The following is a 16,058-nucleotide window of genomic DNA, read 5'->3' as shown; positions in this document are numbered from 1 at the left end:
CCTTTTTTAGAATAAAAAAACTCCACCACGAAAATATACGCACCACATTTTTGGCACGCTATTATCATGGTGGAGTAGTTTATTAGCACATCTTGCTAAAATACCAATCCATTTATTCATAAATAAAACGATAGATTCATAACAGGTCATATCACGATTCCATCTTTAACACTATAATTATAGCGTTAAATGTACAAATATACAATATAAATTTTAAACTGCGCATATGTCTGTATGTAACTATCCATAATAACCCATATAAAGTTCAACGAGGAATAAGGTGAATATATGGGTTCTTTTCGAAAATGGATAAGGGGCGAAAAATCTTTCTTTACACACGAGCAATCTGAAACTGTATTACATAAAGAAACTTCTTCCTCCATGCCGCTTAATCTTAAACACTTATCCAAATTATTTAGTGGTATTCCAGAATTAATTACACGCACTTTCCCGTTAAAAAACGGAAAAGAAGCTGCTCTTATATATATGGAAGGACTTGTAGATAAAACTGTTATTAATGTAGATATTCTTCGGCCTCTCTTATTTAAAGAATGGAATGAAGACGATTTTTGGAAATCTTCTGTTTCTATAGGGAATATTAAAAAAGTTCAGAAGTGGATAGACATTGAGCAATCTCTCTTACATGGCAAAAGTATTTTATTTATAAACGGTCAATTATCAGCTTTAGAACTAGATACACAAGCGGCGCCAAAAAGGAGTATTGAAGAACCTACAACAGAGACTTCCATAAAAAGCTCACACGAAGGATTTAATGAAGTGGCAAGTGATAGTATCGCACTTATTCGTCGCTATATTCCAAATCGCGAATTAAAAGTGAAGGAATTCACTGTTGGCGAACGAGCAACCTCTAAAGTTTTTTTACTTTATCTTGCAGATGTTGCAAACGAAGATGTTGTACAAGATATGGCATGCCGCATCGAATCAATCAAAGTAGATGCTATTCTTACTACCGGTGAATTAGAAGGATTTGTTGAAGATAATTCCTATACTCTCTTCCCACAATTGTCTATCACTGAACGTCCTGACACAACGGCACATCATATTTTGAATGGGCGAATCGCTGTTGTTGTAGATCGCTCACCAGGCGTATTAATAGGACCTATGACCTTTTCATCCTTTTTTCAGACGATAGATGATTACAGCTTCAGACCTATGATTCCATCTTTTATACGACTTCTTCGTTTCACTGGGCTATTTATTGCAATATTTGCTCCTGCTCTTTATATTGCTATGATTTCCTTCCATTATGAAGTAATTCCGCTCAAATTGTTGTTAACGATTGGAGAATCTCGAGCCAAAATTCCTTTCCCCCCCCATATTAGAAGCTTTATTAATGGAATTAGTTCTCGAAATGCTCCGAGAAGCAGCGATTCGGCTTCCTGGGCCTGTTGGACAAACAATCGGCGTCGTAGGAGGAATTGTAATTGGACAAGCTGCGGTTCAAGCTGGGATTGTTAGTAACGTTATGGTTATCGTCGTATCAATTACTGCGGTTGCCTCTTTCATTATTCCTAACTTAGAAATGTCAGCAGGAATTCGGCTTCTTCGATTCCCAATGATGATAGCAGCCTCTTTATTTGGCGTCATTGGAATTATGGTTGGAATGGCAATCATTATCATCCATATTCTTTCTATGGAATCACTTGGTGTGCCATATGGTAGTCCTTTTTCTCCGTCATATGCTTCGGACTTAAAAGATACCCTTGTACGTTTCCCATGGAAAATCATGAAGAAACGGCCACTATCTCTACAATTAAAACAAAATAACCGGCAAAGCGATGTTGAGGAAAAGGAGGAGAATAAGTGACAAAACGTGCAAAGAGGGAAATCACTTTATTTCAATACATTTTAACTATTAGTGGTGTTCAAGTCGGATTTGGCGTACTTACACTCCCGCGTGAAGTTGCACAAGGGGCGAATACAGATGGCTGGATGTCTATTATTATCGGATGTGTCATTACTACTTTAGTCAGTCTATGTATTGTAAAAATTATGGAAAAACATCCAGGATATACTTTACTTGATGTGCTGATACGCTATCTTGGAAAATGGCTAGGAAGAGTAGTAATGATTTTTTGGATTTTATATGCTGTACTCGCAGCTGTTTCCTTAATTTTTTCCCTCTTATACGTTATTCATATTTGGATTTTACCTAGATCTCCTATGTCTTTAATTATGATTTTGCTATCTATTCCAATGCTTATGCTTGCATGTAAAGGAGCACTTATTATTAGTCGTTTTGCTGTTTTCACTGTCATCTTTACACTTTGGATGCCATTATTATTATTTATTCCTCTTAAAGATGGGCATTTTATATATCTACTTCCTCTTATCAAGGAAGGATGGCTACCAATTATAAACACCGTGAAATCAACTATCATTGCGTTTCTCGGATTCGAGTTTTCGTTTGTCCTTTATCCTTATTTAACTAACAAAGCATCTGCAAAAAAAGGAATCGTTATTGCGAATTTGATTACGTTATTTATTTATCTTCAAATCACGTTCGTTTCTTTTATTTATTTTAGTCCAGATGGTATAACAAAGTTTTTATGGCCGACACTTTCTCTTGTTACACCGTTTCACTTCTCATTTCTTGAGCGATTTGAAATTATCTTTTTGTCATTTTATCTCTTTATTATTTTTGATTCCTGTATTCCTTATATTTTCACTGCTTCAGATGGAATTAATCAATTACTTAACAAAAAAGGCAGTTCATTACCTATTTATTTTTTATTATTCGGCTGTATTTTCATCTTATTCTTTTATATCCCTTCTTCTTATCAGATAAGTGCGTTGCGGGAATTTTGGGGAACTGCTAGTTATTTTATCGTTTTTCTATTCCCAGTGGTATTTCTCTTATACATGACACTTTATCAGCATTGGAAAAGGAGAAAAATTTAAATGAGACGTTGTATTCATTTTATTATATTTTGTTTCCTCATAATTTTTTTAGTAGGCTGTGAAGATCGGCTTGATTTAGAAAAACAATCCATCTCATTAATTTACGGTTTTGACGCAAAACCAAAAGGAAAATTAATTGTGTATCACGTAAACCCTATTTTTAATGAAGATGTAGAGAAAAAGTACGAAATTCATGAAGCGAAAGTACATACACCCCGAGAAGCAAAAGATACGTTTAACAGTTCAAGCAGCGGTTTAGTGTCCACAGAAAAGTTACAGCTCATATTGTTTAGCACAAATTTTTTAAAACAAGAAGGAGCTATGCCTTATCTGGATGTTTGGTATCGCGATCCTAAAAATACAGGAAATATGCGCATGGTTGCAGTAGATGGCCCCATTTCTTCTGTTATATATAATAATTTCAAAGATAAGCCTGCTCTTCCTGAATATTTAACAGATTTAATTAATACGAACAAACTATACAATCGGACCGTGTTTACGACATTCCATGAATTTCATAGACAAACTTTTAATAAAGGCGTAACTCCTGCTATTTCAGAAATAAAAAAAGGGAAGAAAGATGTTATTGTTACCGGTTCGGCACTATTAACTTCTCGTGGAACTTATAAGATGTCTTTAAATCGCTATGAAAGTGCCCTTCTTCTTATGGTGCAAAAGAAAGCTAATATACCCGTTTCACTTACAATGAAAATCCCCTCTAATTTAGTTGAAAGTAATAGCCATCTAAAAGATACAAAAGGCGACGATTTCATAACAATAAACGTTCTTAGTATGAATCATGATATCGATACAGACTATAGCGATAACCGCTTCAAATTTAATATTAAAATGGATTTAAAAATTGCCGTATCTGAACTTACATTCAACATGGATATAGATAAAGATAGAAAGAAATTAACTTCTCTTATTACAAAACAACTAAACAAAGATTTAAACGAATTAATCTACAAAATTCAAAAACAGCAACTCGATCCATTCGGATTTGGTGATTATGCGAGAGCATTTCACTATAAAGAATGGAAACAAGTTGAAGATGATTGGCCACGTGCCTTTTCAAAAGCTAATGTGAAAGTAGCACCAACTATTAAAATTTTAGAAAATGGGATTATTAAATAGAAAAAACACGCTACTTGCTCTTATACGTTTAAAGAGCAAGTAGCGTGTTATCATTTTTTATTTTGAAGCTTATGCAGTTACGCTTCTGTTTCTGGTTCTTCGTTTTCCGCTTGTTCCAACCTTTGCTGCTCCGCAAGTTCAGCTGAAATCATTCCATAATAAATTTCTGGATATAATCCAAATATTTGATATACACTTCCTAAAAACGGCATCAGAATCCCTCTTTTCTAAAGTTGTATTGCCACTTTTAAGGATTCCCTTTTCATTCATTATACATTCGTTTTTGGCGTTTCTTCTTCATCTTGAACACTTAATAAATTTTGCCATTTTTTATACGGAGCGCTATTTGGATCTACATATCCTTTTGCATGCGAGCGATCCCACAATTGTTTAATAAACATTTCTTTCTCTTTCTTTGCCACCATATCGGCACCTGTACCGTAATAGTTCTGGAAATACAACTCGATTTCATCAAGGAATAGTCTTAATAATTCATCTGATGTTTCTTCTAACGTCGGATCATACTTCGCTTCACGGTCATACATTAAAATCATGTCTAAAAGATTGTGGACATGTTCTTTTCTAAGCCATCTTACATCTTGGGCTCCTAATACGAACGGATGTGTATATAAATGTCCACCTTGTATCATCGCCTTTTCTTGCTCTTCTTCAAATCGTGACAAGATGTTTTCATAAATAAACGGATTATGAAGCAATGCTCTGTGTAATTTATAACTTTCGCTTGAAATATTTTTCCCCATCGACTGAATTAAAAAGCTACGTCCCACACCGTTATATTGATACACAAACTGTCCATCAACAGCAACTAAACTAATCCAGCGATACATATATGCGTATAGTAATGCACGATTACATTTATCATAATCTAATTTTGTTTGAGTCGCGTTTAAATCTGGCATAAAGGCTGGTAAGTGCCAATACTTATCTAAATGCGGCGTTAAACTAGATTTTTTACTATTTAATTTGTTTACACGGCGATAATACGATTGGAAATAGTCACCTTTATCATTCATAAATCCGTTTGAAATATGTCCTGATGATAATTTAGGAAAGTCTTGCAGCGATAAGCCGTAATGTGCTCGATAACAGATCACTTCAAATGGCGAAAAGGCTTCATGTACTGTATCTTTTTCTTTAAACATTTCTTGAATTAATTCCTCTTGCAGCTCTTTCTTTAAAGAAGGATGTATACCCCAATATTGTAATTCCCTATGATGAGCAACTTTCGGAATGAACGGACTTGCTAAATGGAACAGGTCTTCAATTTTTTCACGCACGTATTCATTGCGATCACGTTTCTTATAATCTGCTTCTTTTCGCAATGCTTCAATAATATTCAATTCTAATTTATCACGATAGCGTACTTGCAGTTCGTCATAACAATAGCTCAGTATATGTTCTCGGTAGAAATCCTCTACCTTTTTCGACTGAATCTCTTCTGTTTTCGCATCACGACAATATTCCCCGTACAAACTCATATAAATTTCCGCTGATATATCTTTCGGTAGTACACCTAAATTTAAATGTTGCTGCATATCTTGCCATATCTTTTCTTGCAGCTGTTCCTCAGCTAATACATATACATTCGTCGGGTTTGTTTTCCCTTCAAATTCCTTACTGCGCTTTTGGATTTCAAACAATAAATTTTCACGTGTTTCATGTAAATTATCAAAAAACCTTTCCCAATATTGAATCATTTTATTAACTGTTTGATATAGCGATTGATACACAAGTTCTAATAGCATTTCTTTTCGATATTCATTTAATTTGTGTACATATTGCGTTACGATGTCTTCAAATTCTCTTTTGAATAAACGTTGCTGATTATTAATCATTTTTCCAAACCAGCCTTGTTGTTGAGCAATTTCTACTCGGCGTACAGCCGTTACCGTTCCATCGATATTACCCACATTAAATTTTTTATCGTAGTTTTGAATTACATTACGCTTTTGTTCATTATTTTCATGTAGTCGATTCATTTTTTCTACTAACTGCTTTCGAATTTCATATAACATAAAACGTGCTGCTACTGGGTGAACTGGATCTGTTTTCTTTAAAAACCATGTATTTAATTGATAGGACTGCCCTTCAGAACCACTTGGTGAAAAGCGGTCTGATTCAATCATGTCATATAAAAGTGTCGTTACATGTTCATGTACACGGCTCGGAATCGCATACGCATATAAACGCACCGCATGATCCACTCTTGCCACTTCACCTTTCATTTGTTCCATCATTTTCAGCTTCGCAGCTGAAATTTTACACTCATGTTGCAGACGATTTAATTCCTCATCTTTTTGCACCGTGCGTTGTACATAACTTTCTACAGCTTCTAAAAACAGTTTTGATTTCGCAACTCCGAGCTTACCACCCTCTGCTCCTTCACGCGTTTCATTGTACATTTGTCTATAGAAAATATGAGCTTGCTCTGGACGGGTAGCAAGATGTTCCAAGTCCTCTAAATAACTTTTACCTCTCTCCGGCTTTTCACGCTGCATCCCACGTTTTACATCTTGGTCGTACCTTTGCTTCTTTTCTTGAAAGAGTTGATCCAAATGAAGCCACGATTCGTCTAAACCTTGCACAGCCCATTTTAAAGCACAATATTTTAACACATGTTCATATGGATAAATGAGCTTTGCTGTTCCTGCCCCGCAATATCGTCCTTTCCCGCTTGATTCTGCCAATTGCTGAATTTGATTATCTTCCTGTGCAAAATGACTTGTGGACATCGGACTAAATAACTGTAAATAAATCGTATTTGCCATCTGCTCCATATAATCCGATAAATTGTGTAAATGGTGTCCATGTAAGTTTTCGTAATCATATAAGAAACAATAATTGTACGGTAAATGATGTTGTTTAATCGTATGATTCGTTCTTCCATCCTCATCTACTTGATCCGGACGGTATTCTAATTCAATCGTTACACCACCGCGTTTTGATAATTCTCCAGTTGAACCGAGCGTAATGGCATGCAATTCTTTTAAAGACGCATAACCATTTGCTTGCACCGTTTCAAATTCTTTCGCACTAACCGTTCTCGTCTTCACTAACACATCAGGCATTAAAAATGCACCGCGTATTAAAATGTTATGATGCTGCAGTTTTTTCCGAAGCATTTCACGTAAATATAATGCAATTTGCAGAAACATCCCCGAACCTGTTCCACCTGCTAGTGATGTTACAATAATAACTCGCACACCATATTCCGTTTGATCACTTGTAACCGGAAAAATCTTCTCAATTTCTTGCCAAAAGGACGTCAATTTATCTTCTTTCATCGCAGCACGTAACGCTAAACGTGAAATGACGCGTAACTGTCCTGCTCCTTCTGTTAATGGTTTATCAAGTATAGTTGGATCCATTGGAAACCACTCTGGAATCGTTGGATCTCCTGCAATATACTCTCTAGGCGTTTTACTTGAACTCGTTTGTGTCTTAAACTTTCGAATATGATCAAATTTACTCAATGTATTCACATCTGTATCAAATACGTGCATCGCTACCTTTTTTCGGCGCTCTTCAGGCAGTTTTTCATATATTTGATGCGTCACAGTACTACCGATTCCACCTAATCCAATTAATATCGTTGGAACTTGTAATGTCATGTGAACCACCTTCCTATTCTTGCTTGTTTAAAAAGAAAGGGAAAGAAAGCTAAGACTCCCCTCTTATCCCTACCTACTATTCACATTCATATTTGTAAATCTCCTTACCATATCCTCTATCAATTAATAAAAGTTCATTTGGATATAGTGTCTTATGCTCCATTCCTACTTCTTCCTCTGTTATAAACATCCCATCAATAATCATTCCTACTACTTGTGACTCTTTCGCTACAAAGACAGATTTCGAACCTTTCTTGGCTATAAACGTAACGGATTGCACAGTTTTTCTTTCTGCTCGAAATGGGATACCAAAATAATGTTTCCACCATTTATTTCGAAGTAATTCTGGTTCAGATTGATATAACCAATCTTTCGCTACTTCTTGATCCCATTCGTAATACAATAGCGCTTTCCGGTGAAATCTTGGACGAACAATCCATCCTAAAACGATTATGCCTACTACTAGCAGCAATAAAGTGATAGGAATGACAAACTTAAAAATAAGCGCATACTTTTCATAAAACGGCGCACTTTGAATATGGAGTGATATTTGCTTCTTTACTTCTTGTAATTTCGCATCTTGTATAACGATGGTAGCTTCTACGGTGCCAGTATCTGTGAAATTGAATGTGTCGGAGTAATAAGGACGAGGATAAACGTAAATTTGATTACCACGTTGTTTTATTTCATAGTTGATTGATTGTTTAGATGTGACACCAGTAGATTTTAATAGTTTCTTTACAGCCCCTTCTGTCATCGGCTTACCATCTAACTTTGGTTGTAAAATAAACGGTTTACTATTCTCTAAATTCGTTACTTTTTCTTCATAATCTTTCGTAACAGTTTGAAGTGATAATTTTGGCTTTTCTGTTGTTTCAATTTTGAATTCTTTCGTCTGTCTGTAAAATCCCTTTATATTCATATGAACTTTTCCACGTACTAACCCTTTACCAATCTTCGTTTCGTAATAAAACACATGCCTCTTATCGTTCCACTTCATCGGATATTGTTTTCCGTCTATTTCTACTTCTGCTTGAAAGTAAGAAGACTGAATTGGTAACTCAGTAGGCTTTGCTTCAATAACAGCAGTAACACCTTCGTACATTTGTTCAACATTTTTTTGACTATTATCATCTTTGTCATAAGTAGAAACCGTATAGTTAAGCGCTGGTTCAACAAGTACTTGCAATCCTTCTTTCTCAATATCCCGATCCACTTCTATCGTATATGTTCCTGGTTTAATGACTTCCTGATTTTCCGTGCTTATATGAACTATATTTCCGAATAATTTCGCTTCTCCGGGTGCATGTATGGAAAAAGAAGACTGTAACTGTAATGGTTTCGAAATTTGTGTGACCTGATAATTAGACAGCGAAGGCGATTGTCGTACAAGCGTCATACGCTTTAATGGGAACGGCGTTGTAATCTCTACTTTCTTTCCTACTACTTTCGTTTTTACAATCGATTCAACGGAGGAGAATGGATCACGATTCGCAACTAATGCTGCCACTTGATTTACACTTTTTACAATGCCATCCTCTCCGCTTGACGGCATCGTAACTCCGTTTATCTCTTTCTTCCATATTTCTTTAAACGTATTTAATTGTTCTTTTTCTTGCTGCCCTAAATCCTCTTCCATCGTAATTAAGATAGGATGTAGAGATATCTTTTTTACATCCATTTCTTTCTTAAAGTCTGTTAGTTTCTTTGTAATTTGTTCTTTTCCGCCAACTTTATCTTTTTCTAGATCATTAAATGCCCCGTCAGTTAATACAATAAGCCAAAATTCACGTTTTCCATCTATATCTGCTTCCTTTTTTATAGATTGCATCGCCGTCTCTACTGCGCTAAAAGGAGTATTTAAATACGTTTTCCACGCTCCAATTCCTTCAATTTCTGTTTGCCTTTTATCCTTCGTTAACGAAATGTTTAACGGATTATTCGGCTTGCTCATTGGAACATAAGAAAATGTATCTTTTTCATCTAATAGCGCAACTAAACTTTGCAAAGCGTAATTGGCATATTTCCAGCGATCGTTATTTCTCATGCTGCCCGAATCATCATATACAAGTGAAACGACCCTTTCCTTTGCCTCCTCTCCTTTTGCAAAAGTCCAATAAGGATGTAACCATATAAATAGAAACAACATGAATGTGGCACAAATTCGAATTTTCATGATGAGGCTTCGCCACCTTTGTAGACAAATTCCTATGTTTAAATTTATGAGAGGAAACAAGATATATGACTTGTATTTTAGGACAACTAACCCACCATAACTTTATTATGTAAACATATATATACACTTGGTAATATTCTTTATAGCATTTTCTATCCAATTATATAAGCAAAAAAGCCTGTCTAAGCTTCATACTTAAAACAGACTTTTCCTACTTTTCATATTAAAAACACACAACAAAAAGTTTGATTTTTTAATTAGCACATTACTTCAATTGTAAATCCACCAGGTGCTTCAACGTAAAATGTATATGCATGGGCATGCTTAGGAGGCTCCACCAAAAATCCATCTTTCTTCAATCTTTGATTTATCTTATCTACTTGTTCTTCACTTCCTTGTGGAAATCCTACATGAAATGTTTTTGGATACTGAACTTCTTTTCCCTTCATTAAAGTTAGTATAAATCCATCATTATCACGCATAACTGCAAAGGCATTCCCCCTTGTTCCACTACAAATTAAACCAAAATACCTCTCTAAAAACTCTCTAGATGCTGTTACATCTGTAACTGTTAAATTAAGATGTTTAATTCCCAATCCTCCACCTTCTTTCTCAATTTTCTAACATTTTATCATACAAATAAAAAACACGCCTTTCACAGCGTGTTTCATTGCTTCACATATACTTCAACAATTGGATTATCTTTGTTATCTGCATGTAAGCGTATATTCGCTTCACTCGTATTATAAATGCTGGCTAATAGCATAATTGTTAACAAATTAGGAGTCTTAGCATCACTTCCGTATTTTCTTTCAAGCGCTTCTTTATATTCAAACTCTAAATCCCCCTGTATATATGTATACACTTCAAATCCATCCTCTAAATTGCAAACTACTGTATCAATAATATCCGCTCCTACTTGTTTCTTCATTTCATCTCGCAATGCTTCTATAAATTCTTTCCACGGTACTTCGTATGTTTGAAACTGATCTGTAGATTTCATTGCCTTTCCCTCCTTACTATATCCTTTCTCTATATTTCCCCTTTCATATAACAATTATGATAGGTAGGTCATTCGTACAAGCCGCACTTGTCCCCCTTACATATCGTATTACTGTAAGGGGGAAGGAGGACAGAACATGCATAGACAAAGATGTTATGATACGTGCCGACGTTATTTCGGTAAAGTTGTTCGAATTGAAGATCGCGATGGTCGCATTCATTTAGGCAAAATAATCGATGTGACAAATGAATCTGTATGGATCGAACCAATGCAACAGCGCTCATCTTTTGATACAGGATTCGGATACTATGACGCATATGCAAACGGTGGTTGTGATCTTTGCGGCGGCATTAGCAGGTGTGATAGTTGCGGATTTGGTTGCAGTGGTGGATTCAGTAGCTGTGGATGTGGCGGTCGTGGTTGCGGTAATTGTGGTGGCGGCGGCTGTGGTGGCGGTTGTGGCTGGGGCGTTGAACTTGGATTTGGTTTCATCTTCGGAATTACTTTAGCTGCATTATTTTTCATTTAACATAGTAAAGAGTTGACTACCTTTAGCCAACTCTTTTTCTTTATTTTTCACATATAAAAATACGATGCCCTAAAATATGTTGGTACATAAGCCGTACATTTTCATGCTGTACCCATGCCTCATATAACTCATTCGGAATATATGTTGATACATTCCATTCCGGCTCTTCTATATAGCTAGATATCGTTTCTGCAATTGTACCACCGCCAGCAATTGTAATTCTTTTGAAATTTGCTTTCTGAAATAGTTGTACCCACTCATTCTCAGTTAATAATTCTTTCATGCCATATAATTGGGCAATTTTTTCTTCCTCACTCTTCTCAATATGTGTATTAATAATCATTTCAATGACAACAAGCTTACCATCCTTCTGTAATACACGATAGCACTCTGATATAACCCTTTCTTTATCTGTAAAAGCGAGTATCGATTCCCCAAGCACAAACTCAAATGAATCATTTAAACAAGGTAATCGCTCTGCATCACCTTGAATCAATTGTACATTCAATCTTTCAAACAACCATCTATCTTTCGCTTTTTGAATCATAATTTCATTCTTTTCAACCGCTGTTACTTTATAACCGAATTCTTTTGTCATGTAAGCCGCTGTTTTCCCCGTACCACAACCTATCTCAAGGACATCCGCTCCTTGTCTAAGAGGCAGTTGTGCTAGCAATTGTTTTGTTAACGTAAAACCACCAGGATGAGCACTTCCTATTCCGTAATAAGCTAAGAAATCGATGTAAGTATTTCGTTCCATGGGATTCTCCCTTTTTTATTTTATATATTCAAGGAAGAATGAAAAGTGCATAAAAAAAGGGCGCATCACGCGCCCCCTCAGCTTATTTTTCCTCACCGATATATGCCCATTTGTAGCTGTAATCTCCACCAACTGGGTGGTGAACAATTCCTTTTACTTTTGCTCTTTGAACAATTGCATCACCACGTTGATATAATGGTGCAATTGCTGCATCTTCAAGTAACATTTTCTCAGCTTTCAGTAAGCTATCCCAACGCTCTTTCGTTTTCGTTAATAGCTCACCTTTACCTTTTTCTACAATTTCATCATATTTAGGATTTGAATATCCTGTTTGGTTATGAGGCCCATTTGTAACGAACATATCAATGAACGTCATTGGATCTAAGTAGTCAGGGCCCCAACCAGCGTAAGATAAATCATAATCTAGATCTGATTCTAATTTTAACTTTTGTTTAAATGGCTGGTTTTTCAAATTCACTGTTAAGCCTGGTAAGTTTTTCTCAAGTTCTCCTTTTAAGAACTCTCCTACTTTTTTCGCACCATCACCATCATAGTTTAATAGTTCTACTGTAATTGCATCTTTTCCAAGTTCTTTTTTCGCTTTTTCCCAATGCTCTTTTGCCTTTTTCACATCTGTTTTTAAAATATCTCCATTTTCTTTACGGAAGTCTTTTCCATCTGGGCTCTTAGCAAATTCTTTTGGTACTAAGTAATCTGCAGGTGTAGAACCATCATTTAAAATTACATTCGTTAAGCCTTTTTTATCATACGCTTTTGCAATCGCTAAACGTAAATCTTTGCTCTTTAGCACTGTATCTTGCCCACCACGTTTTTGGTTTAAGCGTAAGAAGTACGTTGACGGTGTTTTTTGTGTAAAGAAATCGGGGCTTGATTTATATTTGTCAACAAATTCAGATGTAAGTCCTGAGCGATCAATTTGTCCACTTTCATATAAATTGACACGTGTACCGCTATCTTTTACCACATTAAAGTTAATTTCTTCCAACTTAACTGTTTTATTATCCCAGTATTGTGCATTTTTCTTTAACTTCCAACCTTCTTCATGTTTCCAGTCTGTTAATGTAAATGGTCCGTTGTATAACGTTGTATCTGCTTCTAAACCGTACTTTTCTCCTTTTTCTTTTACAAACTTCTCGTTTAATGGATAAAATGTTCCAAATGAAGTTAATTCTACAAAGTAAGGAACTGGATTTTCTAATTCTACTTCTAACGTATAGTCATCTACAGCTTTTACTCCTAACGTATCTAGCTCAGCTTTTCCTTCATTAATCGCTTGTGCATTTTTTAAATCAAACATAATGTATGCATATTCCGCTGCTGTATTTTTATCTACCGCACGTTTCCAAGAGAATACGAAATCTTTTGCTGTTACAGGCTCTCCATTTGACCATTTTGCATTTTTATTCAATTTAAATGTATATTTTTTACCGTCATCACTCTTTTTATATGATTCAGCAACCCCTGGTGTTGCTTTATTATCTTTATCAAGTCTATACAAACCTTCCATTACGTTGTTTAAAGCGAGAAACGATACTTGGTCTGTCGCTTTAGCAGAGTCCATAGATGGAATCTCTTGAGACTCTGTTAAATTAAGCACTTGCTTCGCCGCTAGCTTTCCGCCTTCTTTTTCACTGCTTTTTGGTGTTGTGCTTGCTTTATCTTTTTCCCCAGATCCAGAGCAAGCTGTTAATGCCATACTCATTACTAAAACTGGTGCTACTACCGCTGTTAATTTTTTCATCTTTTTTCTCTTCATTTTTGTACCCTCCCCAATTATATGTACGCTATTAACATTTAGAGATTCCCTACTAACTTTCGTTATCAGAAAATTCTTATTAATTAATATTCTACTGTTTTTTCTAGTTTTGTAAAGTATTTTTGTAAATTTTCTAAAAATTTATTTTTTTATGATAGTAACTTGTTGTTTTAACTACTATATGAATTATCCCCCGTCTACTATATGTAAACATCCATTCCCTTATTCCACTCTATTACTACGTTCTATATTTTTCTTATTAGCATGAGGTCTCTTACTATCATTCATCTTTCTTACTACTTACTGACCTCTCTAATTTCCTCGGATAGAACCTTCTTTATTACCTATCCGATTCTCAATAGGCTAACGAGATTTATTCCCTTATACATACTAAAAAGCATTTCACTTTATTTTTTCCGCCATCCTCAGTTACATACGCCCACTTAAAGCTATATTCTGAACTGATGTTATGTTTCACAATTCCTTTTACATTCGGTTTCATTACGTACGATCTTCCTGTTTGATATAAAGGAACTAACCCTGCATCTTCTTCAAGGAATAATTTCTCAGCTTTCCCTAACGTTTCCCAGCGTTTTTTCGCATCACTCATTAATTCACTACCTGCTTTTCCTACCATTTCATCGTATTTTGGATTTGAATAACTCATTTGGTTGTACGGGCTCTTCGATTCAAACATATCAATAAATGTCATTGGATCCGCATAGTCTGGACTCCAACCTGCATAAGAAATTTCATAATCTTGCGCAGTTTCTAATTTTAATTTTTGTTTGAACGGCTGAATTTTTGTATTAATTGTTACACCTTTTAAATTTTTCTCAATTTGATCTTTTACATAGTCAGCAATCTTTTTCGCAGTTCCATCATCATAGCTTAGCAATTCAATTGTAACTTGATCTTTTACAAGTTCTTTTTCCGCTGCTTCCCAAGCTGCTGCACCTTTTTTCGGATCATATTTTAGACCATTTTTAAATGCACCTTGGTAATCTTTACCAAAAGGACCTGTCGCAAGCCCTTTTGGTACTAATTGATCTGTTGCTTTTGAACCGTTATTTAAAATAACGTTCGCTAAGCCTTTTTTATCAACTGATAATGCAATTGCTTCACGAAGTTTTTTGCTCTTTAAAGGCGTATCTTGTCCGTTACGTTTTTGATTTAAACGTAAGAAGAATGTACTTGATTCCGCATACTCACCGTACTCATCTTTATTCGATTTATATTTATCTACAAACTCTCCTGATAGTAATGTAAAATCAATTGATCCTGTATCATATAAGTTTACTTTCGTTGCAACCTCTTTTACTACACTATAGTTAATTTCTTCTAATTTCACAGTCTTTTTATCCCAGTACTTATCATTTTTCTTTAGCTGCCAACCTTGTTCATGTTTCCATGAAGACATAACGAACGGTCCGTTATACAACGTTGTATCTGCTTCTAAACCGAACTTATCTCCTTTTTCTTTTACGAACTTTTCATTTAAAGGATAGTACGATGGGAATGCCATTAAATTCAAGAAATACGGTACTGGCTTTTCTAATTCTACTTCTAGTGTATAATCATCTACCGCTTTTGCTCCTAAATCTGTTAGAGGTTTTTCACCTTTATTAATTGCTTCTGCATTTTTAATATAGAAAGCGATAAACGCATATTCTGCCGCTGTATTTTTATCAAGTAAGCGTTGCCATCCATATACGAAATCTTTCGCTGTTACAGGATCACCGTTTGACCATTTTGCATCTTTACGTAGTTTAAATGTATATTTTTTGCCATCCTCGCTTTTCGTACTAGACTCTGCCGCAGCAGGAATTGGCTTATTATCTTTATCAAGGCGATATAGGCCTTCCATCGTGTTCCCTAAAATTTGCGCACCTAATGTATCAGTAGATTTAGAAGTATCCATCGTCGGAATTTCTTGGTTTTCCGTACGATTTAATACTTGTTTCGCTGCATATTTAATATCAGATTTTTTTCTTCCCCACTATTTGATGTAGTAGTCGTTTTCTTTTCCCCACCTGATCCAGAACATGCTGTCAATGCAACACTCATCGCTAAAACTGGTATTACAACTGCCGTTAACTTTTTCATTTTTTTCTCTTCATTT

At 35.4% G+C, this 16,058-nt stretch carries 10 protein-coding genes and 2 pseudogenes; 4 read left to right on the top strand and 8 right to left on the bottom strand.

From position 1 onward, the window contains the following. The first annotated feature begins 288 nt into the window (after positions 1-288). The 3 genes and pseudogenes from ASE54_RS08830 to ASE54_RS08820 all read left to right on the top strand — a co-directional run bounded on the left by ASE54_RS08830 (position 289) and on the right by ASE54_RS08820 (position 4,059). Positions 289-1,828 (top strand): annotated as a pseudogene (locus tag ASE54_RS08830) (spore germination protein). After that, positions 1,825-2,922, top strand: a complete 1,098-nt coding sequence (locus tag ASE54_RS08825; protein WP_000166526.1) for an endospore germination permease — start codon at positions 1,825-1,827, stop codon at positions 2,920-2,922. Before ASE54_RS08830 ends, ASE54_RS08825 begins: the two are co-directional and overlap by 4 nt. Continuing rightward, positions 2,923-4,059: a Ger(x)C family spore germination protein gene (locus ASE54_RS08820; protein WP_001250481.1), complete on the top strand. Its 1,137-nt coding sequence runs from the start codon at positions 2,923-2,925 to the stop codon at positions 4,057-4,059. It begins immediately after the preceding gene. Positions 4,060-4,136: 77 nt separating this feature from the next. Here the strand turns inward: ASE54_RS08820 and ASE54_RS08815 are convergent, their stop codons facing one another. The 5 genes from ASE54_RS08815 to ASE54_RS08795 form a co-directional block, all read right to left on the bottom strand. Continuing rightward, positions 4,137-4,271, bottom strand: a complete 135-nt coding sequence (locus ASE54_RS08815) for a hypothetical protein (protein WP_001116178.1) — start codon at positions 4,269-4,271, stop codon at positions 4,137-4,139. A gap of 57 nt (positions 4,272-4,328) precedes the next feature. Next, positions 4,329-7,691 carry a tubulin-like doman-containing protein gene (locus tag ASE54_RS08810; protein ID WP_000175113.1) on the bottom strand — a complete coding sequence of 1,121 codons (3,363 nt, stop codon included), beginning with the start codon at positions 7,689-7,691 and terminating at the stop codon, positions 4,329-4,331. A gap of 76 nt (positions 7,692-7,767) precedes the next feature. Then, positions 7,768-9,867, bottom strand: a complete 2,100-nt coding sequence (locus ASE54_RS08805) for a vWA domain-containing protein (protein ID WP_000702105.1) — start codon at positions 9,865-9,867, stop codon at positions 7,768-7,770. Positions 9,868-10,124: 257 nt separating this feature from the next. Then, positions 10,125-10,463 carry a VOC family protein gene (locus ASE54_RS08800; RefSeq protein WP_000511531.1) on the bottom strand — a complete coding sequence of 113 codons (339 nt, stop codon included), beginning with the start codon at positions 10,461-10,463 and terminating at the stop codon, positions 10,125-10,127. Between the two features lie 71 nt (positions 10,464-10,534). After that, positions 10,535-10,870: a hypothetical protein gene (locus tag ASE54_RS08795; RefSeq protein WP_000842916.1), complete on the bottom strand. Its 336-nt coding sequence runs from the start codon at positions 10,868-10,870 to the stop codon at positions 10,535-10,537. A gap of 136 nt (positions 10,871-11,006) precedes the next feature. On the opposite strand from ASE54_RS08795, the gene ASE54_RS08790 reads away from it, so the two are divergent. Continuing rightward, the gene (locus tag ASE54_RS08790) at positions 11,007-11,399 is read left to right on the top strand and encodes a hypothetical protein (RefSeq protein WP_000555011.1); all 393 of its coding nucleotides are present in this window, start codon (positions 11,007-11,009) and stop codon (positions 11,397-11,399) included. Positions 11,400-11,439: 40 nt separating this feature from the next. On the opposite strand, the gene ASE54_RS08785 is transcribed toward ASE54_RS08790, so the two are convergent. From ASE54_RS08785 to ASE54_RS08775, 3 genes and pseudogenes are all read right to left on the bottom strand, one after another. Further along, positions 11,440-12,159, bottom strand: a complete 720-nt coding sequence (locus ASE54_RS08785) for a class I SAM-dependent methyltransferase (RefSeq protein ID WP_000440865.1) — start codon at positions 12,157-12,159, stop codon at positions 11,440-11,442. 82 nt (positions 12,160-12,241) lie between these two features. Next, on the bottom strand, positions 12,242-13,936 hold the full coding sequence (locus ASE54_RS08780; protein WP_000823459.1) for a peptide ABC transporter substrate-binding protein: 1,695 nt from the start codon (positions 13,934-13,936) through the stop codon (positions 12,242-12,244). A 373-nt stretch (positions 13,937-14,309) separates the two neighbouring features. Next, a pseudogene (locus ASE54_RS08775) lies at positions 14,310-16,042 on the bottom strand (peptide ABC transporter substrate-binding protein). Positions 16,043-16,058: the final 16 nt, after the last annotated feature.

This window comes from Bacillus sp. Root131, assembly GCF_001429475.1.
In the GTDB taxonomy this organism is placed as follows: domain Bacteria; phylum Bacillota; class Bacilli; order Bacillales; family Bacillaceae_G; genus Bacillus_A; species Bacillus_A thuringiensis_S.
Note: the sequence above shows the minus strand (reverse complement) of the source record. Positions and strands in the feature narration are given on the sequence as shown.

Excerpts from the sequence above, each read along its gene's own strand:
- ASE54_RS08820 (WP_001250481.1), top strand. The coding sequence starts at position 2,923 with ATGAGACGTTGTATTCATTTTATTATATTTTGTTTCCTCATAATTTTT.
- ASE54_RS08815 (WP_001116178.1), bottom strand. The coding sequence starts at position 4,271 with ATGCCGTTTTTAGGAAGTGTATATCAAATATTTGGATTATATCCAGAA.
- ASE54_RS08810 (WP_000175113.1), bottom strand. The coding sequence starts at position 7,691 with ATGACATTACAAGTTCCAACGATATTAATTGGATTAGGTGGAATCGGT.
- ASE54_RS08805 (WP_000702105.1), bottom strand. The coding sequence starts at position 9,867 with ATGAAAATTCGAATTTGTGCCACATTCATGTTGTTTCTATTTATATGG.
- ASE54_RS08795 (WP_000842916.1), bottom strand. The coding sequence starts at position 10,870 with ATGAAATCTACAGATCAGTTTCAAACATACGAAGTACCGTGGAAAGAA.
- ASE54_RS08790 (WP_000555011.1), top strand. The coding sequence starts at position 11,007 with ATGCATAGACAAAGATGTTATGATACGTGCCGACGTTATTTCGGTAAA.
- ASE54_RS08785 (WP_000440865.1), bottom strand. The coding sequence starts at position 12,159 with ATGGAACGAAATACTTACATCGATTTCTTAGCTTATTACGGAATAGGA.
- ASE54_RS08780 (WP_000823459.1), bottom strand. The coding sequence starts at position 13,936 with ATGAAGAGAAAAAAGATGAAAAAATTAACAGCGGTAGTAGCACCAGTT.